Raw genomic sequence first — 23,029 nt, 5'->3', positions numbered from 1 at the left:
TATGAAAAGATGAAGCGTTTACATGTTTTTATGTTGGCACGCTTCTTGCATTATAAAATAACGGGTGCTGTGAATACATCTTGAAGGGATTGAAAACACGATGAACTTAGAAGACCTGCTAGAAAAAGCAGCCCGGCTTGAGAACAAAACGGTAGCAGTTGCATCTGCAGAAGATGCAGAAGTGCTTGAAGCAGTTATAGAGGCTTCAGAGCGGGGGCTTGCCAATTTTATTTTGTTCGGAAATAAAGAAGAAATCGAAATCATGCTTCAAGAAAGAAGTACGGATGTAAACAAGTTTTCAATTAGGCATGCAAGATCCGTTGACCAGGCTTCAGAATTTGCAGTTAAAGCTGTCTTTCAAAATGAAGCTGATGTTTTAATGAAAGGAAATGTTCCGACTGCCGTTATTTTAAAGGCTGTTTTAAACAAGGAATACGGACTTCGAACAGGCAAAATTCTTTCACATGTTGCTGTTTTTGAGGTGCCCGGCTACGACAGATATACAATTGTAACGGATGCAGCAATGAATCTTGCACCAGATCTAGACCAGAAAAAGCAAATTCTTGCAAATTCTGTCATGGTTGCAAGGAAGATTGGAATAGACATTCCAAAGGTGGCTCCGCTTGCAGCTGTTGAAGTTATAAATCCTTCCATGCAGGCAACGATTGATGCTGCTGCTCTAACGCAAATGAACAAAAGAGGCCAGATTAAAGATTGTATCGTTGATGGTCCTCTTGCACTTGATAATGCTGTTTCATTTGAAGCTGCAGAGCATAAAGGCATCAAAAGCGAAGTGGCAGGACAGTCTGATATCCTTTTAGTACCAACCATTGAAGTTGGAAATGTTTTATATAAATCGCTCATGTATTTTGCAAATGCAAAAGTAGGAGCCATTGTTGCAGGGGCAAAAGCGCCGATTGTTTTAACAAGCCGTGCTGATTCAGCCGAAAGCAAACTTTATTCGCTAGCTTTGGCGATTTGTTCAAGTTAAGGGAAAAAGCTAAACTTAAGAATATGAAAAGAACATTAGGAGGATTTACACATGGAAATTTTCAAATATATGGAACAATATGATTATGAGCAATTGGTTTTTTGCCAAGATAAACAATCAGGTTTAAAAGCTATTATCGCTATTCATGATACAACTTTAGGTCCTGCACTTGGCGGAACGCGCATGTGGACATACGCTTCAGAAGCCGATGCTATTGAAGATGCTCTTCGTTTGGCTAAAGGCATGACTTACAAAAATGCAGCCGCAGGGTTAAACCTTGGGGGAGGAAAAACAGTCATCATCGGGGATCCGCGCAAAGATAAAAATGAAGAAATGTTCCGCGCTTTCGGCCGTTACATTCAAGGACTAAATGGCCGTTATATTACGGCTGAAGATGTAGGCACTACTGTGGAAGATATGGACTTGATCCACGAAGAAACAGATTTTGTAACGGGTATTTCACCTGCTTTCGGATCTTCAGGAAACCCTTCACCTGTAACGGCATTCGGTGTATACCGCGGAATGAAAGCTGCTGCAAAAGCTGCGTTTGGAACAGATTCATTGGAAGGCAAGACTGTTGCAGTTCAAGGTGTCGGCAACGTTGCTTTCAACCTCTGCAGACATTTGCACGAAGAAGGCGCACAGCTGATTGTGACGGATATTAATAAAGAAGCAGTTCAAAGAGCTGTTGAAGCTTTCGGTGCCAAAGTAGTAAATCCTGATGAAATTTACGGAGTGGACTGCGATATTTATGCACCATGTGCGCTTGGAGCTACTATTAATGACGATACAATTCCTCAAATTAAAGCCAAGGTCATTGCAGGTGCTGCCAATAACCAGTTAAGAGAAACTCGTCATGGCGATACGATTCATGAAATGGGAATTGCATACGCACCAGACTATGTCATTAATGCAGGCGGCGTGATAAACGTAGCAGATGAGCTGCTTGGGTACAACAGCGAAAGAGCAATGAAAAAAGTAGAGGGCATTTATCAAAATATTGAACGAGTATTTGAAATTGCAAAACGAGACGGCATCCCGACATATGCGGCTGCTGATCGTCTGGCTGAAGAGCGCATCGAAAGAATGAGAAATTCACGCAGCCAGTTTCTGCAAAATGGCCAGCACATTTTAAGCCGACGCTAATAGGCAATTTTTTGAGATGAGATACGCAGACAGCGTGTAAGAACGCTGTCTGATCTTTCTCATATTTGGAGGTTTTAGAAGTTGCAAGAAAAAGAATATCGGATTCTCGTCATAAATCCCGGTTCAACCTCGACGAAAATTGGTGTATTTGATAATGAACGATCTATTTTTGAAAAAACAATCCGGCATGATGCGGATATAATAAATGCCTTTAACAGCATCATTGATCAATATGAATTCAGGAAACAGACTATACTTGAAACGCTGGATGAAGAAGGCATTAATATCTCTAAATTAAGCGCAGTATGCGGAAGAGGCGGACTGCTCCGCCCAATAGAGGGCGGAACTTATCATGTGAATGAACAAATGCTTCACGATCTTCGCATCGGTTTTGCAGGACAGCACGCTTCAAATTTGGGAGGCATCATAGCATTTGAAATAGCCGGCGGGTTAAATATTCCTTCTTTCATTGTGGATCCGGTCGTTGTTGATGAAATGGAAACGATCGCGAAAGTATCCGGAGTTCCATCTATTGAACGAAAGAGCATTTTTCATGCATTAAACCAAAAATCCGTTGCGAGAAAAGTTGCTCAGCAGTACGGAAAAAAATACAGCGAAATGAACTTGATTGTGGCTCATATGGGCGGCGGGATAACGGTCGGAGTTCACAAGCTCGGGAAAGTAATTGATGTCAACAATGGCCTGCATGGAGATGGACCATTCAGTCCTGAACGTGCAGGGACAGTTCCTGCTGGAGATCTGGTGAATCTATGCTATTCAGGTGACTACTATCGCGAGGAAGTTATGAAAATGCTTGTCGGCAATGGCGGGCTTGTTGGTTATCTTGGCACCAATGATGGCCAGAAGGTAGAACGCATGATTGCTGAAGGAAATCAAAAGGCTAAACTGATATTTGATGCAATGGCCTATCAAATCGGCAAAGAAATAGGTGCAGCAAGCTCCGTTTTAAAAGGGAGAGTTGATGCGATTATTCTAACAGGCGGTCTTGCCTACGGGAAAAAATTCGTTAAAGAAATCTCTTCCTACATAGACTGGATCGCAGATGTGAATGTATTTCCAGGTGAAAATGAACTTCAGGCATTAACGGAAGGAGCTCTTCGCGTTCTCAGAGGTGAAGAAGAGGCGAAAGAATATCCAAATAAAAAAGTGAACTCTAAGATCTACAACCAGATTTAATAGAGAGGAGCATCAGTATGGCAACAGATTATGATCTCGTCATTGTAGGCGGGGGAACAGGCGGATATGTAGCTGCAATTCGCGCAAGCCAGCTTGGCTTAAAAACAGCCATTGTTGAAAAAGGAAAACTTGGAGGCACTTGTCTTCATGCGGGATGTATTCCAAGCAAAGCATTGCTCAGAAGTGCAGAAGTATTTGCAACTGCAAAAAGAAGCGAAGAGTTTGGCGTTATTACTTCAGGAGTTGAGCTTGATTTCACGAAGGTTCAGGAACGGAAACAATCGATTATTGATACGCTTCATAAAGGCGTTCAGCATTTAATGAAGCAAGGGAAAATTGATGTTTATGAAGGAACTGGCCGTATTTTGGGTCCTTCTATTTTCTCTCCAATGCCCGGAACAATTTCTGTTGAGATGAATAACGGCGAGGAAAATGAAATGCTTATTCCTAAAAATGTGATTGTCTCTACAGGCTCAAGACCCCGCAGTCTGCCAGGTCTGGAAATTGACGGTGAGTCTGTTTTAACGTCTGATGAAGCTCTTGTGCTTGAATCGCTGCCTAAATCAATCATTATTGTAGGCGGAGGGGTAATCGGAATAGAGTGGGCTTCTATGCTGTCTGATTTTGGACTGGAAGTCACTGTACTTGAGTACGCAGATCGTATCCTGCCTACTGAAGATGCTGAAATATCGAAAGAAATGCAGCGCTTGCTTAAGAAAAAAGGAATTAACGTTGTAACAGGTGCTAAAGTGCTGTCTGAAACCCTTGAAAAAGGAAAAGCTGTTTCTATCAGTGCTGAACATAAAGGTGATGTAAAAACCTTCTCTGCTGAAAAAATTCTTGTTTCAGTCGGACGTCAGGCAAATGTTGAAGGCATCGGCATTGAAAACACAGATATTCAGCTTGAGAATGGCTTTATTAAAACGAATCAATTCATGCAGACTAAAGAATCACATATCTATGCGATTGGAGACGTTGTAGGCGGCCTTCAGCTTGCGCATGTTGCTTCACATGAGGGCATTACAGCTGTTGAGCATATTGCAGGACATACGCCTTCTGCAATTGATTATAAAAAAGTTTCCAGATGTGTATACAGTACACCTGAAATTGCAAGCGTCGGGTATACAGAAGATGAAGCGAAAAAAGCGGGTTTTGAAGTGAAAACAGGCAAATTTTCATTCCGTGCAATCGGCAAAGCGCTTGTTTTTGGGGAATCTGATGGGTTTGTCAAATTAATAGCTGATGCAAAAACAGATGATCTCCTTGGTGTTCATATGATTGGACCACATGTGACAGATATGATATCTGAAGCAGGGCTTGCTATGGTGCTTGATGCAACTCCTTGGGAAATTGGACAAACCATTCATCCTCATCCAACGCTATCTGAAGCAATAGGTGAAGCGGCACTTGCAGTTGATGGGAAAGCAATCCACTCTTAAAAGGGATCATGTCCCTTACATACTGATTTTTGAGGAGGCAAAATGATGGCTGAGAATCGTCATAAAACACTTGGTTTATCTGATCAAGATGTTCTTGAAATGTATGAAACAATGGTCATGGCGCGCAAAATCGATGAACGCATGTGGCTGTTGAACCGTTCAGGAAAAATTCCATTTGTTATTTCATGTCAGGGACAGGAAGCGGCTCAGGTTGGTGCTGCGTTTGCTCTTGACCGCAAAAAAGACTATGCACTACCTTACTACCGGGATATGGGTGTTGTTCTTGCGTTTGGCATGACTGCAAAGCAATTGATGCTTTCGGGTTTTGCAAAAGCAGAAGATCCAAACTCAGGCGGACGCCAAATGCCAGGTCACTTTGGACAAAAAGAAAACCGCATTGTTACAGGCTCATCACCGGTTACAACTCAAGTGCCTCATGCCGTTGGAATTGCTCTTGCCGGCAAAATGGAGAAGAAGGATCTTGTTACGTTTGTCACGTTCGGAGAAGGATCATCAAACCAGGGAGACTTCCATGAAGGAGCAAACTTTGCCGGAGTACATAAGCTTCCTGTCATTTTTATGTGTGAAAACAATAAATATGCAATCAGCGTTCCATACGAAAAGCAAGTTGCATGCGAGAAAATCTCAGACCGTGCGATTGGCTACGGAATGCCTGGCTATACAGTGGATGGAAATGACCCGCTTGAAGTGTACCAGGCTGTAAAAGAAGCTGCAGACAGAGGGCGCCGCGGAGAGGGCCCTACACTGATAGAAGCAATCTCATACCGTTTAACTCCTCACTCAAGTGATGACGATGACCGTTCATACCGCGGACAGGAAGAAGTCTCAGAAGCTAAGAAGAATGATCCGATCTTAAAATTTGCCGTTTATTTAAAAGAGACTGGCGTCATGACGGATGAGAAGGAAAAAGAAATTCATGACGAGATTATGAAGGTTGTAAACGAAGCAACAGATTACGCTGAAAGTGCTCCATATGCAGATGCAGAGTCTGCACTTAAATACGTATACGCAGAGTAAGGGGGAAGAACAATGCCAGTCATTTCTTATATAGATGCTGTCACGATGGCGATTCGTGAAGAGATGGAACGTGATCCAAAAGTTTTCGTGCTTGGGGAAGATGTAGGCAAAAAAGGCGGAGTTTTTAAAGCAACAGCTGGATTGTACGACAAGTTTGGAGAAGAGCGTGTCATTGATACTCCGCTTGCAGAATCAGCGATTGCAGGTGTAGGAATTGGCGCAGCCATGTACGGAATGAGACCAATTGCAGAAATGCAATTTGCAGACTTTATCATGCCTGCAGTCAATCAGATCGTTTCAGAGGCAGCCAAAATCCGCTATCGTTCAAACAATGATTGGAATTGCCCGATTACGATTCGCGCTCCTTATGGCGGCGGCGTACATGGCGCTCTCTATCACTCTCAATCGGTCGAAGCTTTATTTGCCAATCAGCCGGGTCTTAAAATTGTGATGCCTTCAACTCCTTATGATGTTAAAGGACTGTTAAAGGCTGCAATCAGAGACAATGATCCAGTTCTGTTCTTTGAGCATAAAAGAGCTTACCGTCTCATCAAAGGCGAGGTTCCGGATGATGATTATGTGCTGCCGATCGGAAAAGCTGATGTAAAGCGCGAGGGTGAAGATCTTACAATCATCACTTACGGCTTGTGCGTACATTTTGCTCTCCAAGCTGCAGAAAAGCTTGCGCAAGATGGAATTTCAGCGCATATTCTTGATTTGCGCACAGTTTACCCGCTGGATAAAGAAGCGATTATTGAAGCTGCATCTAAAACAGGAAAAGTCCTTTTACTGACGGAAGATAACAAAGAAGGAAGCATCATGAGCGAAGTGTCAGCCATCATTGCTGAAAACTGCCTATTTGATTTGGATGCACCAATCATGCGTCTTGCAGGTCCTGATGTGCCGGCAATGCCATATGCTCCAACAATGGAAAAATATTTTATGATCAATCCAGATAAAGTTGAAGCGGCTATGCGGAAGCTTGCTGAATTTTAAATAAGATTTTCATTTGAGGAGGGAACAGACATGGCAGTTGAACAGATGACCATGCCCCAGCTTGGGGAAAGTGTAACGGAAGGCACCATCAGTAAATGGCTTGTATCAGTCGGTGATACAGTAAACAAATACGATCCGATTGCTGAGGTTATGACAGATAAGGTAAATGCAGAGGTTCCATCTTCATTTACAGGCGTAATCAAAGAATTGGTTGCAGATGAGGGCGATACGCTTGCTGTCGGCGAAATCATTTGTAAAGTCGAAGTCGGCGGAGGAAGCGAAGGGTATTCAGCAGAAAATGAACCCGTCACGCCGGCTTCTGAGGAAACAATAAAAGAGCAGCCTGAACAGCAAACGGATCAGTCAAATAAGAAACGATATTCTCCTGCTGTCCTGCGCTTGGCCCAGGAAAACGACATTGATCTTGAACAGGTTACCGGTTCAGGCGCCGGCGGAAGAATCACAAGAAAAGACCTGCAGCAAATCATTGAGAGCGGAAATATCCCCTCATCAGGAAACAGGGGAAATGCAGCTGTTCAAGAAGCGCCAGCTAAAGCTGAAGCAAAGCAAAATGTACCTGCAGCTGCACCTCAGAAAGCTGCACAACCAGCTGCAGCTTCTGTTTCGGCACAGCCGGGAGATATTGAAATTCCTGTTACTGGCATCCGCAAAGCGATCGCCTCTAACATGCTTCGAAGCAAGCACGAGGCACCTCATGCCTGGACGATGATTGAAGTGGATACAACCAATCTGGTTGAATACCGCAATTCTATCAAGAATGAATTCAAGCAAAAAGAAGGATTTAATCTTACATTCTTTGCGTTTTTCGTCAAAGCTGTCGCTCAAGCACTAAAAGAATTCCCGCAAATTAATTCTATGTGGGCTGGCGAAAGCATTATTCAGAAGAAAGACATCAATATCTCTATCGCGGTTGCAACAGATGATGCTCTGTTTGTGCCGGTGATTAAGCATGCAGATGAGAAGACAATTAAAGGCATAGCCCGTGAAATTTCTGAACTTGCAGGCAAGGTCCGTGCAGGTAAATTAACTGCAGATGAAATGAAAGGCGGCACCTTTACTGTAAACAATACAGGTTCATTTGGATCTGTGCAGTCTATGGGAATCATCAACTACCCGCAGGCTGCGATTCTTCAGGTGGAATCAATCGTAAAGCGTCCTGTTGTAATGAACAACGGCATGATTGCAGTGCGGGATATGGTGAATCTGTGCATGTCGCTTGATCACCGTGTGCTTGACGGATTAGTGTGCGGCAGGTTCCTGGCCAGAGTAAAAGAAATTTTAGAGAATACGTCTAAAGACACGACTTCTGTTTATTAATAGAAAAGCCATCACATTTAGTCATGTGATGGCTTTTTTTGTTTTATGGAAGAATAAAATCAGCAGTGTATTTGTACTGCGTTCCTTATTTTTCATCTTTAGGAGCGAGCATTTGAAAATGATTATGTAAAATCGTGATGGTTTCCGGTGTTTTTGAATAAACCTCACCGTCTGTATCAACGCTCATTTCTTCTTTTGTTTCAATTTGCATGCTGCTTGCCTGATAGTGCATCAGCTGAGAATCAATATGATCCCACTCAATGTTGTCTTTCATTGTCATAACTTCTTTGATAAGCGAAAAACTGGCTTCCTTGATAATGAAAATATCGGCGAGACCGTCATCGATTTTGATATCGGGATAAGGCAGCACATTAGTGCCGATGATTTTGCCATTGGCGATCAGCACCATGATCGCTTCATCTTTAATCCAGGTATCATCAAGCTTCAGTTTGAAGTGAAAAGGCTTCATGCTTTTAATCGTTCGAAAGGCACTCAAAAAATAGCTGACTTTTCCGAACAGAGCTTTTTCGGTGTCATTAATATTTTCAGATGTTTCAGCCACAAGACCGATTCCCCAAAAGTTGAGGAAGTAACCCCTGCTTGTTTCAGCAGCGTCCGTACCCTGAATTTTACCTGCGAACAATGCTTCAGCAGCTTTCTTTAAGTTTTGCGGAATGCCAAGCGTTCTTGAAAAGTCATTGCATGTGCCGCCTGGCAAAATGGCGATTACCGGCCTTTGAATCAGTCCTCCAAGTCCATTGATACACTCATGCACCGTGCCGTCCCCGCCCAGAATAATCACGATGTCCATGTCTTCACCGTGCTTCCTGCAGTATTTCTGTGCATCAAGAGGCTTTGAAGTCTGAAGCAGCAATAGCTGTTCCACATGCAGGGAAATAATCGGAACGCAGATGCCAAGTGTTTTTTCAGCATCTTTCTGGCCGGCATTTCCATTATAGATCAGCATGCCTTTTTTATATTTTGCCATAAAAAAACCCCTTACGAGCTTACAGAATAGTTTTAGAAATTTAGTAAATTGATAAAGAACCTTATAGTAGAGATAAGGATTCTAAACGGAAGAAGAATTAGAAATTCAATGAGGTCGGGTACACTCCAGTAAAGTGTCGAACACCTAATTTCCCCTATTTTTTCCGTTTCTTTTTTTCTCCGAATTTTCTCTTCATTTTTAAATTAACCTCTCTTTATATAATTGAAACATTTATTTAATAAATACGCCTCACTAAGCTTTAAGGTTTCAAAAGTGAATTGGAATTGCTGATTTCCTAAAGGTATAATAAAATGAAATAGATTAAGTTTTTACTATTTTCAAAAATGTAAACGCATTCTTTTGCGTCAAGGGGGTGGGCTTCCTATCCGGGAAGCAGTAGGATGAAGCAAAGAATCAATCACGAAATAAATGATTTTGAAAAAGCATCCGAACAAATGTGGGTGGAAGAGGCTGAGAAAGCTTTAAAGGGGAAAAGCATTCAAAGTCTTTCAAAAAAAACATATGAAGGCATTACACTAAATCCATTATATACTGAGCACAATACGCAATTCAGCGGGGAAAAACTTGGTATGACAGCCCAGGAGAAAAATGAATGGTCTGTGAGCCAAAAGCTTCAGCGGTCAAAAACACCTGAACAGCTAAATGAAGAAATTCGGGAAGCCATGAAGCGTGGACAGGATATCATTCACTTAGAACACATTGGGTATTTAGAAACCTATCAGGATATTTGCACAGCATTTGATGGGCTTGATTTGGAACAAATAGAATTCCATCTTTCACTGCAGGGCAATATCGGATTTTTCCCATTGTTTATTACTTATTTGAAAAACAAGAAATGTAGAGGCACATTCGCTTTTGATCCATATGGAGAATGGATTGGCGGAACGGATCTGCTTCCTCCAGCTAAGAAGATAGAATTGCTCGCCGAGATGATCACGATACTGGATGAGGAGAATTTGCCTAATGTAAGAGCTGTTTTATTTGATGGTGAAATGTTCCATAATTCGGGGGGATCTGCAAGAGAAGAGCTGGCATATACGTTTTCCAACTCAATTGAGCTTTTTAATGCATTAAAAGAACGCGGTTTTTCCATTGATAAACTTGCTGATAGGGTCGGCTTTTCTTTCTCAGCCGGATCTCATTTTTTTATCGAGATTGCCAAGTTCAGAGCGGCTAAAAAAATATGGGCAACCATTTTGGCAGCATTCGGGACAAGTCCCGATCGTCATCCAATCATTTTACATGCTGCAGCATCTTCTTTTAACAAAACAAAGCATGATTTGCACGTAAATATGCTGAGAGCAACTACAGAAGCATTTTCAGCCGCTATCGGCGGAGTGAACAGCATAACAGTCGCACCTTTTGATGAAGTGCTTGGAGAAGTCAGTAAAACAGGTGACAGGATTGCAAGAAATACTCATTATATTTTAAAAGAAGAAAGTCTGCTGTCTAAAGTCGCTGACCCTGCAGGCGGCTCGTGGTACATTGAAGAGCTAACAGCAGAGCTTGCAGATCTTGCCTGGAAGGAAATTCAGTCTATCGAAACCATGGGCGGATTCGTGCAGGCAGCAAGGCAAAATTATATTCAGGACAAATTGCGTGGACTTCTAGCTCGAAGGCTGGAAGATGTCAATAAACGAAACGTACATCTGATAGGAACGAACCATTATGCGAATTTGCAGGAGCCCGAAAGAGAAATCCAAAAAGCTGAAGCGTATATCCCTATTACAGAAGCTGCTGAGAATAACCCCGGCAAGAGATTGAAAGATTGGATGATAGAAGCAAAAACGGTTAAAGCAAGTGAAATAAATGCAGGAATATTTAGTGACAAGTCCATGGCTGAATTGAAATCTCTGACCTCAATGAGGCTTGCTGAACAATTCGAAGGATTAAGGGCTGATTCAATTAAATACAAAAGCATTTTCGGGCATTATCCGAAAGTTAATATTATCGTGCTCGGAAAGCTGCTTGACTATAAACCAAGACTTGATTTTGTTACAGGTATGCTTTCTGCAGGAGGAATAGAAGCTGTGATCTTGAAGCCTGATCAGCCTGAATGCTCTTCAGTGGACAAGCCTATAATCGTATGCGGGAAAGATGAGGCATACGAATCGTTTGATTTTACACAAGTAACCCAAGGCGCCAATGTTTACGCAGCGGGCCGCCTTAATAAAGATCAGCTTGATCAGTCCGGCATTCATGAATGCATCTATCAGGGGATGGATGTTTATGTCTTCTTGAAAAAATTGCAGTTTCAACTGGGGGTATCGTAAAATGGCTCGAATTAATTTTGCAAATGTAGAATTGATCAGCGATCGTTTTGCTGAAAAAAATCAGGAGAACGGACACGCAGCAGAACCTTTTAAATCGAATGAAGGAATTCCTTTAAAAGCTGCTTATACTTCAGAAGACAGGAAAAATATGCCTTATTTGGACAGTTATCCGGGTATTGCGCCATTTCTGAGAGGTCCTTATTCAACCATGTACGTGAACAGACCGTGGACAATCAGACAGTATGCCGGTTTTTCAACCGCAGAAGACAGCAATGCTTTCTACCGGCGGAATTTGGCAATGGGACAAAAGGGTTTATCAGTCGCTTTTGATCTCGCGACGCACAGAGGATACGATTCAGATCACCCGCGGGTCGAAGGGGATGTGGGTAAAGCAGGCGTAGCTATTGACTCCATTCTTGATATGAAAATCCTTTTTGATGAAATTCCATTGGATCAAATGTCTGTATCGATGACGATGAATGGAGCTGTCCTGCCCATTATGGCATTTTATATTGTGACAGCTGAGGAACAGGGTGTTTCAAAGGAGAAACTTGCAGGCACCATTCAAAATGACATTTTAAAGGAATATATGGTCCGGAATACATACATTTATCCTCCTGAAACATCGATGAGAATAATAGGGGATATTTTTGAGTATACAGCGAAGTATATGCCAAAGTTCAACAGCATAAGTATTTCCGGGTACCATATGCAGGAAGCGGGTGCTACAGCGGATATTGAGCTCGCATATACCTTGGCCGACGGGCTTGAATATATTCGGACAGGGTTAAAAGCAGGACTTGATATTGATCAATTTGCTCCGAGACTTTCTTTTTTCTGGGCAATCGGCATGAATTATTTTATGGAAGTGGCAAAAATGAGGGCTGCCAGATTAATGTGGGCAAAAATTGTGAAGGGATTTGATCCTAAAAACCCTAAATCACTGGCCCTCAGAACGCATTCACAAACTTCAGGATGGAGTTTGACTGCACAGGATCCATTTAACAATGTTGTCAGAACATGCATTGAAGCCCATGCCGCCGTTATGGGACATACCCAGTCACTTCATACCAATGCTCTGGATGAAGCCATCGCTCTTCCAACTGATTTTTCAGCACGCATTGCCAGAAACACTCAGCTTTATTTGCAGCAGGAAACCGGAATATGTGATGTGATCGATCCATGGGGCGGTTCTTATTATGTAGAATCACTTACAAAACAGCTGATGGATAAGGCCTGGGCGCATATCGAAGAGGTTGAAAACCTTGGCGGAATGGCAAAAGCGATTGAAACAGGACTGCCTAAAATGAAAATCGAAGAAGCAGCAGCCAAGCGCCAGGCTAAAATAGATTCCGGAACGGAAACCATTATTGGCGTCAATAAATTTCAAGTGGAGGAAGAAGACCCAATTGAAATTTTAAATATTGATAACACAGAAGTAAGAAGAAAACAGATTGAGAGACTTCAGACTTTGAAGGATACACGCGATCAGGTCAAGGTGGACCAAACCCTTGAAGCGTTAACAGAAGCTGTAAGAAGCGGAGAAGGCAATCTGCTTGAGCTTGCTGTAGAGGCAGCAAGAGCTAGAGCAACCTTAGGCGAAATATCCGATTCGGTTGAGAAGGTATCCAAACGGCATCAGGCAGTGATCCGTTCCATCAGCGGTGTGTACAGCTCTGAATTTTCAAATGAAGAAGAAATCGAAAGTGTAAGAAGAATGACAGATGAATTTTCTGAGCTAGAAGGAAGAAGACCCCGCATCTTAATTGCCAAGATGGGCCAGGATGGTCATGACCGCGGAGCAAAAGTTGTGGCAACGGCATATGCAGATCTTGGTTTTGATGTGGATATCGGTCCTTTATTTCAAACACCGGCGGAAACTGCTGCACAGGCAGTTGAAAATGATGTTCATATTGTCGGCATGAGTTCTCTTGCTGCCGGCCACAAAACTCTTCTTCCTCAATTAATAAAAGAACTGAAGGCGCTCGGCAGAGAAGATATTGTCGTGATAGTCGGGGGCGTGATTCCTTATCAGGATTATGAATTTTTATTAAACAGCGGGGCATCTGCTATATTTGGACCCGGTACCGTTATTCCGAATGCAGCAAAAGTGATGCTTGAGAAGATCTACGAAAGACTTGGCTATGAGGATGCAGAAAAATGACAGGAAGTCCTCAAAAGCGTAAAAAAGCGGGAAGCATTGAAAAGAGTGCAGAGCAGTATATTGAGGGTGTGCAAAATGGCGACAGAGTGGCTGTTGCGCAGGCTATCACTCTAGTGGAAAGCAACGCCGAAAAACATTTTGAAAAAGCGCAGCAAATGATTGAAGAGCTTCAGCAAAAAGAGACCTCTTCCATAAGAATTGGGATAACAGGGGTTCCGGGTGCAGGAAAGAGCACGTTCATTGATGCTTTCGGGACGTATTTGTGCAGTCTCGGACATAAAGTGGCAGTGCTTGCTGTCGACCCGAGCAGCCAGGTTTCAAAAGGAAGTATATTGGGTGATAAAACGAGAATGGAGAGGCTCTCCCGTAATCCTGATGCTTTTATCAGACCTTCTCCATCAAGCGGAACACTTGGAGGGGTAACGAGAAAAACAAGGGAATCCATTATTGTCTGCGAGGCGGCAGGGTACGATGTGATTCTCGTTGAAACGGTGGGTGTCGGGCAGGGGGAGTTTGCAATAAGGGGCATGGTCGATTTTTTCCTCTTATTAGTATTGACCGGTGCCGGAGACGAGCTGCAGACAATGAAAAAAGGAATTATGGAACTTCCCGATCTCGTGGTTGTCAACAAAGCAGATGGAGATAACCTTAAAAATGCAAAAAAAGCTGAACAAGAGTACAATCATATTCTTCATTTTCTAAAATCCTATACACAAGGATGGGAAACTAAAGCAGTGACCGCTTCTGCCCTTTATGAAACAGGAATACGCGAAATATGGGAGACAATAACCGTTTTCGCAAATGAAACGAAAGAAAACGGAACATTTGAAGGCAGAAGGAAACTTCAGCAGAAGGAATGGCTCTATGAAATGATTCAGGAACAGCTGAAGCATCACTTTTTTCAGCATAGCTATATAAAAGGCAATATGCTGAACTATGAAAAAGACGTGGTGGAAGGAAAGCGGCCGGTTTCAGGCAGTGTGAAAGAGCTGATTTCTGCTTTTTTAAGCAGATAAGCAGTTTTTCTGCCGAAGCTTTGGTGGCGGAGCCTTATCTGTCTGCCTGCGCTATACATGCAGTTCCGCATTTCGGTGGTCATTTACCGCAAATCTTGGTAAAATGTATTTATTGTAAGCAAAGGAGAGATTATGACGTGAATATCGATTTTAATATGTTTATGAATGATGTAGTCGCACAGGCAAGAAAAGAAATCACGGCTGCAGGATATACAGAATTGACATCGCCTGAAGAGGTGGAAGAAACGTTTAAAAAAGAGGGAACAACCCTTGTGATGGTCAACTCGGTTTGCGGCTGTGCAGGCGGTATTGCAAGACCTGCAGCTGCACACTCTGTTCATTATGATAAAAGACCTGACCGTCTTGTGACTGTTTTTGCTGGCCAGGATAAAGAAGCAACAGCATATGCAAGAGAGCATTTCACTGGATACCCGCCTTCTTCACCATCATTTGCCCTGTTAAAAGACGGCAAGCTTGTGGCTATGGTTGAGCGGCATGAAATTGAAGGACACGATCCAATGAGTGTTGTATCAAAGCTTCAAGAAGCTTTTGATCAGCATTGTGAAGAAATTTAAGCTGCCGTTAATACGGCAGTTTTTTTTGTGATTTTTTTATTTCTGAAAAGTTTAACATTCTTTTCCACTATAGTAATATTGCATAAAAACAAATAATTTATCTTTATATTGCATATTTATAAGTATGTGTTAAAATACATTAAGTCGGATATTTATTAGTAAAAAATTGCTTGTAATATATTATTCTATAGAAGATAATATTATTAAATTTAGAATGTTAAGAAAATAAAAGGAGGAAGAAAATGAAGAAAGTATTATTGTTTATGATTTCGATCTTAGTAATTGGAGTTCTCGCTGCATGCGGATCTTCAGACAATGGATCAGGAGAAGAGAAAAAGGTATTAAAAATGGCAACATCTGCAGATTATCCTCCGTTTGAGTACATTGATACGGCAAAAGGCAGCGATATAATCGGATTTGATGTTGATCTTGCAAAAGCAATCGGAAAAGAGCTTGGCTACGAAATTAAAGTAGAAGACATGGATTTCACTGGTTTAATTCCAGCACTTCAGGCTAAGAAGGCTGATATGGTTTTAGCTGGGATGACGCCAACGGAAGAACGCAAAAAAAGCGTGGATTTCTCAGATGTATATTATACAGCTAAACATATGATTATTTCTAAAAAAGGCAGCGGCATTAAATCTGTTGAAGACTTAGAAGGCAAGACGGTTGGTGTTCAGCTTTCTTCCATCCAAGAGGGTAAAGCGGAAGAACTTGCTAAAGAAGTAAATATCAAAGTTGAAAACCGCAACAGAATTCCTGAACTTATCCAAGAAATGAAATCAGGCCGTTTCGATGCAGCAATTATTGAAGATACTGTAGCAAAAGGCTATTTTGAAAAGGATAAAGAGTTAGAAGGCATAACAATTGAAGACGGGGAAACTGAAGAAGCAGGTTCTGCGATTGCTTTCCCTAAAGACAGCAAATATACTGAAGAATTCAACAAAGTACTTCAGGAAATGAAAGAAAACGGCGAGCTGGAAAAATTAGTAGTGAAATGGTTCGGCGGAGAAGCAAAATAAGCAGAACAAAAGAAAAGCGGAATCGACCGTTTAGCGCAGATATGACAGATATGAATCCTGCAGAAAAGTCCGTGTTTGGCTTTTTTGCGGGATTTGTTCTGGCTGAGGCGTTGGGGCGATTGAGCCAGAGCAACATTGCTCAAAACTTTTTCTATAAATAAATGTTCAACGGAACGAATGTTGAACGTTTTTTATTTCCATATACAGAAAGGAGTGTCATGAAAAATGAATCTGGATTTTCCGGCTATAGCGCCTTCCATACCCTTTATTCTTCAAGGGATACCTGTTACATTGAAAATTGTCGGTCTTTCTGCTTTAATTGGATTTATTCTGGCTGTCATTCTTGCTCTCATGAAGATCAGCAGAATTAAGCCGCTGATGTGGATTGCTGACGCATATACGTCCGTTTTTCGCGGCACGCCGCTCATTCTGCAATTATTAATTATTTATTATGGTGCACCGCAAATACTTGGCTTTGAGATTGATCCTTATCCTGCAGCAGTTGCAACTTTTGCCCTGAATTCAGGTGCATATATTTCTGAGGTAATCAGAGCAGGCATCATGGCAATCGATAAAGGTCAGCGCGAAGCTGCGATGGCTCTTGGTGTTCCTTATTCAAAGATGATGAAGGATATCATTTTCCCTCAGGCCATTAAAAATATTCTTCCTGCCTTAATGAACGAGTTCATTACACTGACAAAGGAATCAGCTATTGTAACCATCATTGGAGTTCAGGATATTATGAGAAGTTCTTATATTGTCGGCGGACAAACATACCGTTATTTTGAACCGATCTTAATTGCGGGTTTAATCTATTATGTCATGGTTATCATATTAACGCTCCTTGGCAAACTCGTTGAAAGGAGAATGGCGCGCAGTGATTAAAGTAGACAAGCTTCATAAGTCATTTGGGAAATTAGAAGTGCTGAAAGGAATCACTACATCTATTGCTGAAAAAGAAGTAGTGGCGATTATTGGGCCATCGGGCTCCGGAAAATCAACCTTTCTCCGCTGTTTAAATCGTTTGGAAGACCCTACAGACGGACATGTTTGGATTAAAGATCAGGATATTACGAATCCCAAAACAGATATAAACAAAGTACGTCAAAATGTTGGCATGGTCTTTCAGCATTTTCATCTTTTTCCTCACAAAACCGTTCTTGAAAACCTAACATACGCTCCATTAACTGTTAAGGGAACTTCTAAAAAGGAAGCAGAAGCACAAGGGCACGAGCTTTTAAAGAAAGTTGGTCTTGCTGAAAAAGCTCAAGTATATCCAAGCAAGTTATCAGGCGGACAAAAGCAGAGGGTTGCCATTGCCAGAGCACTTGCGATGAACCCGGAGGTTATGCTGTTTGATGAACCGACCTCTGCTCTTGACCCAGAGATGGTCAAGGAAGTGTTAGAGGTTATGAAAAATCTGGCGTTCTCAGGTATGACAATGGCAATTGTTACCCATGAAATGGGATTTGCAAGAGAAGTAGCAGACAGAGTCCTCTTTCTGGATGAGGGCATTTTAGTTGAAGATGCACCGCCTAAGGAATTTTTTACAAATCCTAAAACGAAACGTGCTCAAATTTTCCTTGAAAAAATGCTATAATCCTAAAGTAAAAGATGATCATGATGATCATCTTTTTCTTTTTGGCGCTTTCTAATGATTTAGACCTATTCATTTATAGATATCGAATTCAAAAGAAACGCCTTTTCATTAACTGCTCAAAAAAGAATCTTCAGCAGCGAACATGTAAATTATTCAAAAAATCATTCTTCTTTTGGTTACACTAATAAACAGAATGATGAAGCAAGGGGAAAGCAAATGTTTAAAATCGGATACCGCACACTTAAAACAGCATTGGGAGCAGCGTTTGCCATCAGTCTGGCACAGCTGTTTCAGCTTGATAATTTTGCCTCAGCCGGAATCTTAACGATTCTCTGTATTCAGGTAACAAAGAAAAAATCATTGCAGACTTCCTGGGCTAGATTTTTTGCCTGTTTAATTGCCATTCTTTTTTCTTTTGTTTTCTTTGAAGGAATTGGGTATTATCCTTTTGTAATCGGACTTCTTCTATTATTCTTTATCCCTGTGACTGTGATTGTTCATGCAAAAGAAGGGATTGTAACTAGTTCCGTCATCATTTTGCACTTATACACATCCTCACATATTACGTTCAGCCTTGTTTTGAATGAAATCGCACTTATCTCCACTGGAATAGGGGTGGCCCTGATTATGAACCTTTATATGCCAAGTGTTGATAAAAAGCTGAAGGAATATCAGCTGAAAATTGAAGATAATCTTTCAAAAATCTTTCTGGAGATCGAGGAATATTTACTTTCAAACGATAGTTCATGGGACGGTAAAGAAATAACGGAGACCGCTCAATTAATTAATGAAGCAAAAACTCTGGCATTCAGAGATGTGGAAAACCACTTTATGAGGCATGAAAATCTTTACTACCACTATTTCAAGATGAGGGAAAAACAATTTGAAATTATTGAACGTGTTCTCCCAATTATTACGTCTATTAATGTGACCGTTGATCAGGCGCAAATTATCGCTGAATTTATTCAGGAAGTAAGAGAAGCGATACATCCTGGAAATACGGCACACAAGTTTTTAGTCAAGCTGCATCATATGAGAAAAAGCTTTGAAGAGATGCCGCTTCCTGAAACACGCGAAGAATTTGAAGCAAGAGCTGCTCTCTTGCACTTTGTGCGGGAGATGGAGCAGTATCTTGTTTTAAAAAGTCAGTTTAAAGGCATAATTGCAGAGCATGAATTTCGCCCTTCCCGTGCAACATAAAGAAAAAAGGGTGATTCGTAATGAAGGCATTGCTTCTATTCATCATGTTCCTTTCTCCGCTTTGGCCGCTTGGAGAAAATCCATCTGTAGGCGATCCATATGTCATTATCAATAAGCAGACAAACGAACTTGCATTTATTGATAATGGTCAGGTAGTGAAAGTATTTGACGTTGCTACAGGCAAGAATGAAGAGCTTACACCCGAAGGGGAATTCACCATCACCGTGAAAGCGGCAGATCCGTATTACCGAAAAAAGAACATTCCGGGCGGTGACCCTAAAAATCCTCTCGGCACCAGGTGGATTGGATTCGACGCGGAAGATTCAGATGGCAGAACGTACGGCATTCACGGAACGAATAATGAAGATTCAATTGGCTCCTTTGTTACACAGGGATGTGTGCGCATGTACAATGAGGAAGTAGAAATTCTGTTTGAACATATTCCAATTGGAACAAAAGTATTTATAACAAAAAACGCCAAGCCGTTTGAAGAAATTGCTGCAGAAAAAGGAGCAATGAAAAAAGGTGATTCCTGACCTGAGGGAATCACCTTTTTTGTTTAATAAATGCCGGTCATATGCCGATTACGATTTTTCACGATGCCAGGCCAGAGCTAAACGGGCGAAGCCGCTTTTTTATTAAAACCACATACTCATTCCAGCAAGTAAAGTTGTGGCAATCATTACGGCAAGCATCAGATATATAACCACTTTTTGAAATCTTTTAGACATAATTTTCACTCCTATATAGGATTCTATTTATATTTTAACGTGAATAAATGGGCTGGACAAGGGATGAGATATGAACAAAATTGCACATTTTAGTCGAAGCAGCAGGAATTTTGACAGCAAATAAAGAAGTAAGTCATGTTCATAGGAGTTAAGCGTTTTCATCAAGAGGAGGGGAAAAGGTGATTAAAAAGGTAGATCACATAGGGGTAGCTGTTCGTTCGATTTCCGAGGTGCTTCCGTTTTATGAGGAAACTCTCGGTTTAGAGCTTCAAGGCATTGAGCATGTAGAAGAGCAAAAGGTGAAGGTCGCTTTTTTGAAAATAGGCGATACGAAAATTGAATTACTTGAGCCCGCTTCTGAGGACAGTGCTGTAGCCAAATTTATTGAAAAACGGGGAGAAGGCATACATCATTTGGCTCTGGGAGTGGATGATATAAAGAAAAGGATTGAAGAATTGAGGGTAAATGGAGTGAAAATGATTGATGAAACTCCAAGGAACGGTGCAGGCGGTGCTGCCATTGCCTTTTTGCATCCGAAATCTGCAAACGGAGTATTAGTGGAACTATGTGAAAAGAGAGAGGGTACAGTTCTATGAGCATTGATATTTTCGATAAAATAAATGAATTATATGATCGAAGACGTGAAGTGGAAATGGGCGGCGGAGATGAGCGCATTGAAAAACAGCATGAAAAAGGAAAGCTGACAGCAAGAGAGCGCATCGATCTTCTCATCGATAAAGGAACATTCGTTGAAATGAATCCATTCATAGAGCACCGGTGCAATGACTTTGGTCTGAGCGGGAAAAAAGGACCGGGTGACGGAGTCGTCACAGGCTACGGCAAAGTGCACGGACGGCCTGTCTATTTATTTTCACAGGACTTTACGGTTTTTGGAGGAGCCCTTGGAGAGATGCATGCCAAAAAAATTGCTGCGGTCATGGACCTGGCAGCCAAAAGCGGAACTCCGTTCATTGGCCTTAACGACTCCGGAGGTGCTAGAATTCAGGAAGGTGTGGTATCATTAGATGGATATGGGCAGATTTTTTACCGCAATACCATCTACTCGGGCGTAATACCGCAGATTTCGGTTATCCTTGGTCCGTGCGCAGGCGGTGCTGTATATTCTCCTGCGATTACAGACTTTGTCTTTATGGTCGAGAAAACAAGTCAAATGTTTATAACAGGTCCTAAAGTGATTGAAACGGTAACAGGCGAAAAAATCAGTTCCGAAGATTTAGGCGGAGCTAAAGTACATAACACGATCAGCGGAAATGCCCATTTTTCAGGTGAAACAGAAGAAGAGGTGCTTTCTCAAGTCCGGAAATTAATCACCTATTTGCCGCAGAATAATCAGGAGAAAGCGCCGATTTTGCCATTTGATGATGATGCGGATTATCGTCCGAACCTGACAGACTGCATCCCATTTGATGCTCTCAGGCCTTATGATGTCCGAGTGGTTATTCAAGAAGTGGCTGATGCCGATTCTTTTTATGAAGTGCAAAAGGACTTTGCCAAAAATATAGTTGTTGGTTTTGCGAGAATAAAAGGTGAGGTCGTTGGACTCGTCTGCAATCAGCCTAAATACATGGCCGGCGGACTTGATATTGATTCTTCAGATAAAGCTTCCCGCTTCATCCGGTTTTGTGATTCATTCCAGATTCCGATTATTACGTTTGAAGATGTTACAGGGTTTTTCCCTGGTATTAAGCAGGAACACGGGGGAATCATCAGACACGGAGCAAAGATTTTATATGCCTATTCAGAAGCAACCGTTCCTAAATTGACGGTTATTTTGCGAAAGGCCTACGGCGGAGCATACGTTGCACTGAACAGCAAATCTATCGGAGCGGATCTTGTTTTTGCATGGCCGAATGCCGAGATTGCCGTGATGGGTCCTCAGGGTGCTGCGAATATCATTTTCGCTAAAGAAATTGAAAACAGCGAAAATCCTGAAGAAACAAGAGCAAATAAAATCGAAGAATACAGAGAGAAGTTCGCAAATCCATATGTTGCTGCGAGTCAGGGTATGGTTGATGATGTCATTGATCCGCGGGATACAAGAATTAAATTGATTCAGGCACTTGAAATGCTCCGGACAAAGCAAGAGCAAAGACCTGCCAAAAAGCATGGGAACATTCCGCTTTAATACACTTTATGGAGGAATACATATGGTTAATCAAGAACGCTTAGTTAATGAGTTTCTGGAGCTTGTGCAAATTGATTCAGAAACGAAATTCGAAACAGAAATTGCAAAAGTGTTAAAAGAAAAGTTTTCATCACTTGGTGTTCATGTTGTTGAAGATGATACAACGGGTGTTACCGGGCACGGTGCTGGAAATTTAATTTGTACTCTGGAAGCTGTAAAAGACGGAGTAGATCCGATTTATTTTACTTCACATATGGACACTGTTGTTCCTGGAAAAGGCATTAAGCCCTCTATTAAAGATGATTACATCGTAACAGACGGTACGACGATTTTAGGTGCTGATGATAAAACAGGTTTATCCGCGATGCTTGAAGCCGTTCGTGTATTGAAGGAAAATAATATTTCTCATGGAAAAATCGAATTTATTATTACTGCCGGTGAAGAATCAGGCCTTGTAGGAGCGAAAGCCATTGATGGATCTCAGATCACGGCAAAATTCGGATATGCATTAGACAGTGATGGAAAAGTCGGGACAATTATTGTTGCAGCTCCAACACAAGCTAAAGTAAAAGCAACCATTTTTGGCAAGACGGCTCATGCTGGTGTCGCCCCTGAAAAAGGCGTATCTGCGATCACGATTGCTGCAAAAGCAATTGCTAAAATGCCTTTAGGCAGAATTGATCAAGAAACTACAGCTAATATTGGCCGTTTTGAAGGAGGCACGCAAACAAACATTGTTTGCGATCAAGTGAATATCTTGGCTGAAGCGAGATCTTTGGTTTCTGAAAAAATGGAAGCTCAAGTGGCGAAAATGAAAGAAGCTTTTGAGAGCGTTGCTGCTGAAATGGGCGGACGTGCTGAAGTGGATATTGAAGTAATGTACCCAGGCTTTAAATTTGGCGAGGGAGATCATGTTGTAGAGGTCGCTAAAAAAGCGGCAGCAGCAATCGGCCGGACAAGCGAGCTTCAAACAAGCGGCGGAGGCAGCGATGCCAATGTTATTGCCGGGTTTGACATTCCAACTGTGAATTTGGCAGTCGGGTATGAAGATATCCATACAACCAATGAAAAGATGCCGATAGAAGAGCTTGTGAAAACAGCTGAGCTTGTTGTCGCAATCATTGAGGAAGTAGCTAAAGGCGAATAAT

At 41.8% G+C, this 23,029-nt stretch carries 21 protein-coding genes; 19 read left to right on the top strand and 2 right to left on the bottom strand.

Annotated features, from left to right (window positions below; genetic code table 11):
- Window positions 1-100 precede the first annotated feature (100 nt).
- The 7 genes from yqiS (at window position 101) to K8L98_RS17220 (ending at window position 8,145) form a co-directional block, all read left to right on the top strand.
- Window positions 101-991, top strand: a complete 891-nt coding sequence (gene yqiS, locus K8L98_RS17250) for a phosphate butyryltransferase (RefSeq protein WP_223436574.1) — start codon at window positions 101-103, stop codon at window positions 989-991.
- A gap of 51 nt (window positions 992-1,042) precedes the next feature.
- Window positions 1,043-2,137, top strand: a complete 1,095-nt coding sequence (gene bcd, locus K8L98_RS17245) for a branched-chain amino acid dehydrogenase (RefSeq protein WP_223436572.1) — start codon at window positions 1,043-1,045, stop codon at window positions 2,135-2,137.
- 81 nt (window positions 2,138-2,218) lie between these two features.
- Window positions 2,219-3,334: a butyrate kinase gene (buk, locus tag K8L98_RS17240; RefSeq protein WP_223436570.1), complete on the top strand. Its 1,116-nt coding sequence runs from the start codon at window positions 2,219-2,221 to the stop codon at window positions 3,332-3,334.
- A gap of 17 nt (window positions 3,335-3,351) precedes the next feature.
- Window positions 3,352-4,773, top strand: a complete 1,422-nt coding sequence (lpdA, locus tag K8L98_RS17235) for a dihydrolipoyl dehydrogenase (protein WP_223436568.1) — start codon at window positions 3,352-3,354, stop codon at window positions 4,771-4,773.
- A gap of 45 nt (window positions 4,774-4,818) precedes the next feature.
- Complete coding sequence (locus K8L98_RS17230; RefSeq protein ID WP_223436567.1) at window positions 4,819-5,811, top strand: thiamine pyrophosphate-dependent dehydrogenase E1 component subunit alpha; 993 nt, start codon at window positions 4,819-4,821, stop codon at window positions 5,809-5,811.
- A 12-nt stretch (window positions 5,812-5,823) separates the two neighbouring features.
- Window positions 5,824-6,807: an alpha-ketoacid dehydrogenase subunit beta gene (locus K8L98_RS17225; RefSeq protein WP_223436565.1), complete on the top strand. Its 984-nt coding sequence runs from the start codon at window positions 5,824-5,826 to the stop codon at window positions 6,805-6,807.
- 30 nt (window positions 6,808-6,837) lie between these two features.
- The gene (locus K8L98_RS17220; protein ID WP_223436563.1) at window positions 6,838-8,145 is read left to right on the top strand and encodes a dihydrolipoamide acetyltransferase family protein; all 1,308 of its coding nucleotides are present in this window, start codon (window positions 6,838-6,840) and stop codon (window positions 8,143-8,145) included.
- An 85-nt stretch (window positions 8,146-8,230) separates the two neighbouring features.
- Here K8L98_RS17220 and K8L98_RS17215 read toward each other — a convergent pair whose 3' ends face one another.
- Window positions 8,231-9,133 carry a diacylglycerol/lipid kinase family protein gene (locus K8L98_RS17215; RefSeq protein ID WP_223436561.1) on the bottom strand — a complete coding sequence of 301 codons (903 nt, stop codon included), beginning with the start codon at window positions 9,131-9,133 and terminating at the stop codon, window positions 8,231-8,233.
- A 401-nt stretch (window positions 9,134-9,534) separates the two neighbouring features.
- Here K8L98_RS17215 and K8L98_RS17210 point away from each other — a divergent pair, with 401 nt between their 5' ends.
- The 9 genes from K8L98_RS17210 (at window position 9,535) to K8L98_RS17170 (ending at window position 19,540) form a co-directional block, all read left to right on the top strand.
- On the top strand, window positions 9,535-11,427 hold the full coding sequence (locus K8L98_RS17210; protein ID WP_223436560.1) for a methylmalonyl-CoA mutase family protein: 1,893 nt from the start codon (window positions 9,535-9,537) through the stop codon (window positions 11,425-11,427).
- A gap of 1 nt (window position 11,428) precedes the next feature.
- Window positions 11,429-13,591: a methylmalonyl-CoA mutase gene (gene scpA / locus K8L98_RS17205; protein WP_223436558.1), complete on the top strand. Its 2,163-nt coding sequence runs from the start codon at window positions 11,429-11,431 to the stop codon at window positions 13,589-13,591.
- Window positions 13,588-14,607 (top strand): methylmalonyl Co-A mutase-associated GTPase MeaB, encoded by a 1,020-nt coding sequence (meaB, locus tag K8L98_RS17200; protein WP_223436556.1) that lies wholly within the window; start codon window positions 13,588-13,590, stop codon window positions 14,605-14,607. Before scpA ends, meaB begins: the two co-directional genes overlap by 4 nt.
- A gap of 137 nt (window positions 14,608-14,744) precedes the next feature.
- A complete protein-coding gene (locus tag K8L98_RS17195; RefSeq protein WP_223436554.1) occupies window positions 14,745-15,182 on the top strand; it encodes a BrxA/BrxB family bacilliredoxin in 438 nt (145 codons plus the stop codon).
- 242 nt (window positions 15,183-15,424) lie between these two features.
- Window positions 15,425-16,204, top strand: coding sequence for a transporter substrate-binding domain-containing protein (locus K8L98_RS17190; protein WP_223436552.1), 780 nt, complete (start codon window positions 15,425-15,427; stop codon window positions 16,202-16,204).
- A 225-nt stretch (window positions 16,205-16,429) separates the two neighbouring features.
- Window positions 16,430-17,089: an amino acid ABC transporter permease gene (locus tag K8L98_RS17185; RefSeq protein WP_223436550.1), complete on the top strand. Its 660-nt coding sequence runs from the start codon at window positions 16,430-16,432 to the stop codon at window positions 17,087-17,089.
- On the top strand, window positions 17,082-17,804 hold the full coding sequence (locus K8L98_RS17180) for an amino acid ABC transporter ATP-binding protein (protein WP_223436548.1): 723 nt from the start codon (window positions 17,082-17,084) through the stop codon (window positions 17,802-17,804). The genes K8L98_RS17185 and K8L98_RS17180 overlap by 8 nt, the downstream gene beginning before the upstream one ends.
- 216 nt (window positions 17,805-18,020) lie before the next feature.
- Window positions 18,021-19,004 (top strand): aromatic acid exporter family protein, encoded by a 984-nt coding sequence (locus tag K8L98_RS17175; RefSeq protein ID WP_223436546.1) that lies wholly within the window; start codon window positions 18,021-18,023, stop codon window positions 19,002-19,004.
- A gap of 20 nt (window positions 19,005-19,024) precedes the next feature.
- The gene (locus tag K8L98_RS17170; protein WP_223436544.1) at window positions 19,025-19,540 is read left to right on the top strand and encodes a L,D-transpeptidase; all 516 of its coding nucleotides are present in this window, start codon (window positions 19,025-19,027) and stop codon (window positions 19,538-19,540) included.
- A gap of 102 nt (window positions 19,541-19,642) precedes the next feature.
- Here the strand turns inward: K8L98_RS17170 and prli42 are convergent, their stop codons facing one another.
- Window positions 19,643-19,735, bottom strand: a complete 93-nt coding sequence (prli42, locus tag K8L98_RS17165) for a stressosome-associated protein Prli42 (RefSeq protein ID WP_307432596.1) — start codon at window positions 19,733-19,735, stop codon at window positions 19,643-19,645.
- 179 nt (window positions 19,736-19,914) lie between these two features.
- Between prli42 and mce the strand changes: the two genes are divergently transcribed.
- The 3 genes from mce to K8L98_RS17150 are packed head-to-tail and all read left to right on the top strand — an operon-like array spanning window position 19,915 to window position 23,028.
- Window positions 19,915-20,331, top strand: a complete 417-nt coding sequence (gene mce / locus K8L98_RS17160) for a methylmalonyl-CoA epimerase (RefSeq protein WP_223436542.1) — start codon at window positions 19,915-19,917, stop codon at window positions 20,329-20,331.
- Window positions 20,332-20,333: 2 nt separating this feature from the next.
- Window positions 20,334-21,881, top strand: a complete 1,548-nt coding sequence (locus tag K8L98_RS17155) for an acyl-CoA carboxylase subunit beta (RefSeq protein WP_223443534.1) — start codon at window positions 20,334-20,336, stop codon at window positions 21,879-21,881.
- A gap of 22 nt (window positions 21,882-21,903) precedes the next feature.
- Window positions 21,904-23,028, top strand: coding sequence for a M20/M25/M40 family metallo-hydrolase (locus K8L98_RS17150; RefSeq protein WP_223436540.1), 1,125 nt, complete (start codon window positions 21,904-21,906; stop codon window positions 23,026-23,028).
- Window position 23,029 lies beyond the last annotated feature (1 nt).

The sequence above is a fragment of the Metabacillus dongyingensis genome (assembly GCF_019933155.2).
Taxonomy (GTDB): domain Bacteria; phylum Bacillota; class Bacilli; order Bacillales; family Bacillaceae; genus Bacillus_P; species Bacillus_P dongyingensis.
This window is presented reverse-complemented; position numbering and strand designations above follow the sequence as displayed.

Bases quoted from the DNA above. Each gene is read 5' to 3' on its own strand.
- yqiS (WP_223436574.1), top strand. From the start codon at position 101: ATGAACTTAGAAGACCTGCTAGAAAAAGCAGCCCGGCTTGAGAACAAA.
- bcd (WP_223436572.1), top strand. From the start codon at position 1,043: ATGGAAATTTTCAAATATATGGAACAATATGATTATGAGCAATTGGTT.
- lpdA (WP_223436568.1), top strand. From the start codon at position 3,352: ATGGCAACAGATTATGATCTCGTCATTGTAGGCGGGGGAACAGGCGGA.
- K8L98_RS17230 (WP_223436567.1), top strand. From the start codon at position 4,819: ATGGCTGAGAATCGTCATAAAACACTTGGTTTATCTGATCAAGATGTT.
- K8L98_RS17225 (WP_223436565.1), top strand. From the start codon at position 5,824: ATGCCAGTCATTTCTTATATAGATGCTGTCACGATGGCGATTCGTGAA.
- K8L98_RS17220 (WP_223436563.1), top strand. From the start codon at position 6,838: ATGGCAGTTGAACAGATGACCATGCCCCAGCTTGGGGAAAGTGTAACG.
- K8L98_RS17215 (WP_223436561.1), bottom strand. From the start codon at position 9,133: ATGGCAAAATATAAAAAAGGCATGCTGATCTATAATGGAAATGCCGGC.
- K8L98_RS17210 (WP_223436560.1), top strand. From the start codon at position 9,535: ATGAAGCAAAGAATCAATCACGAAATAAATGATTTTGAAAAAGCATCC.
- scpA (WP_223436558.1), top strand. From the start codon at position 11,429: ATGGCTCGAATTAATTTTGCAAATGTAGAATTGATCAGCGATCGTTTT.
- meaB (WP_223436556.1), top strand. From the start codon at position 13,588: ATGACAGGAAGTCCTCAAAAGCGTAAAAAAGCGGGAAGCATTGAAAAG.
- K8L98_RS17190 (WP_223436552.1), top strand. From the start codon at position 15,425: ATGAAGAAAGTATTATTGTTTATGATTTCGATCTTAGTAATTGGAGTT.
- K8L98_RS17185 (WP_223436550.1), top strand. From the start codon at position 16,430: ATGAATCTGGATTTTCCGGCTATAGCGCCTTCCATACCCTTTATTCTT.
- K8L98_RS17175 (WP_223436546.1), top strand. From the start codon at position 18,021: ATGTTTAAAATCGGATACCGCACACTTAAAACAGCATTGGGAGCAGCG.
- K8L98_RS17170 (WP_223436544.1), top strand. From the start codon at position 19,025: ATGAAGGCATTGCTTCTATTCATCATGTTCCTTTCTCCGCTTTGGCCG.
- prli42 (WP_307432596.1), bottom strand. From the start codon at position 19,735: ATGTCTAAAAGATTTCAAAAAGTGGTTATATATCTGATGCTTGCCGTA.
- K8L98_RS17150 (WP_223436540.1), top strand. From the start codon at position 21,904: ATGGTTAATCAAGAACGCTTAGTTAATGAGTTTCTGGAGCTTGTGCAA.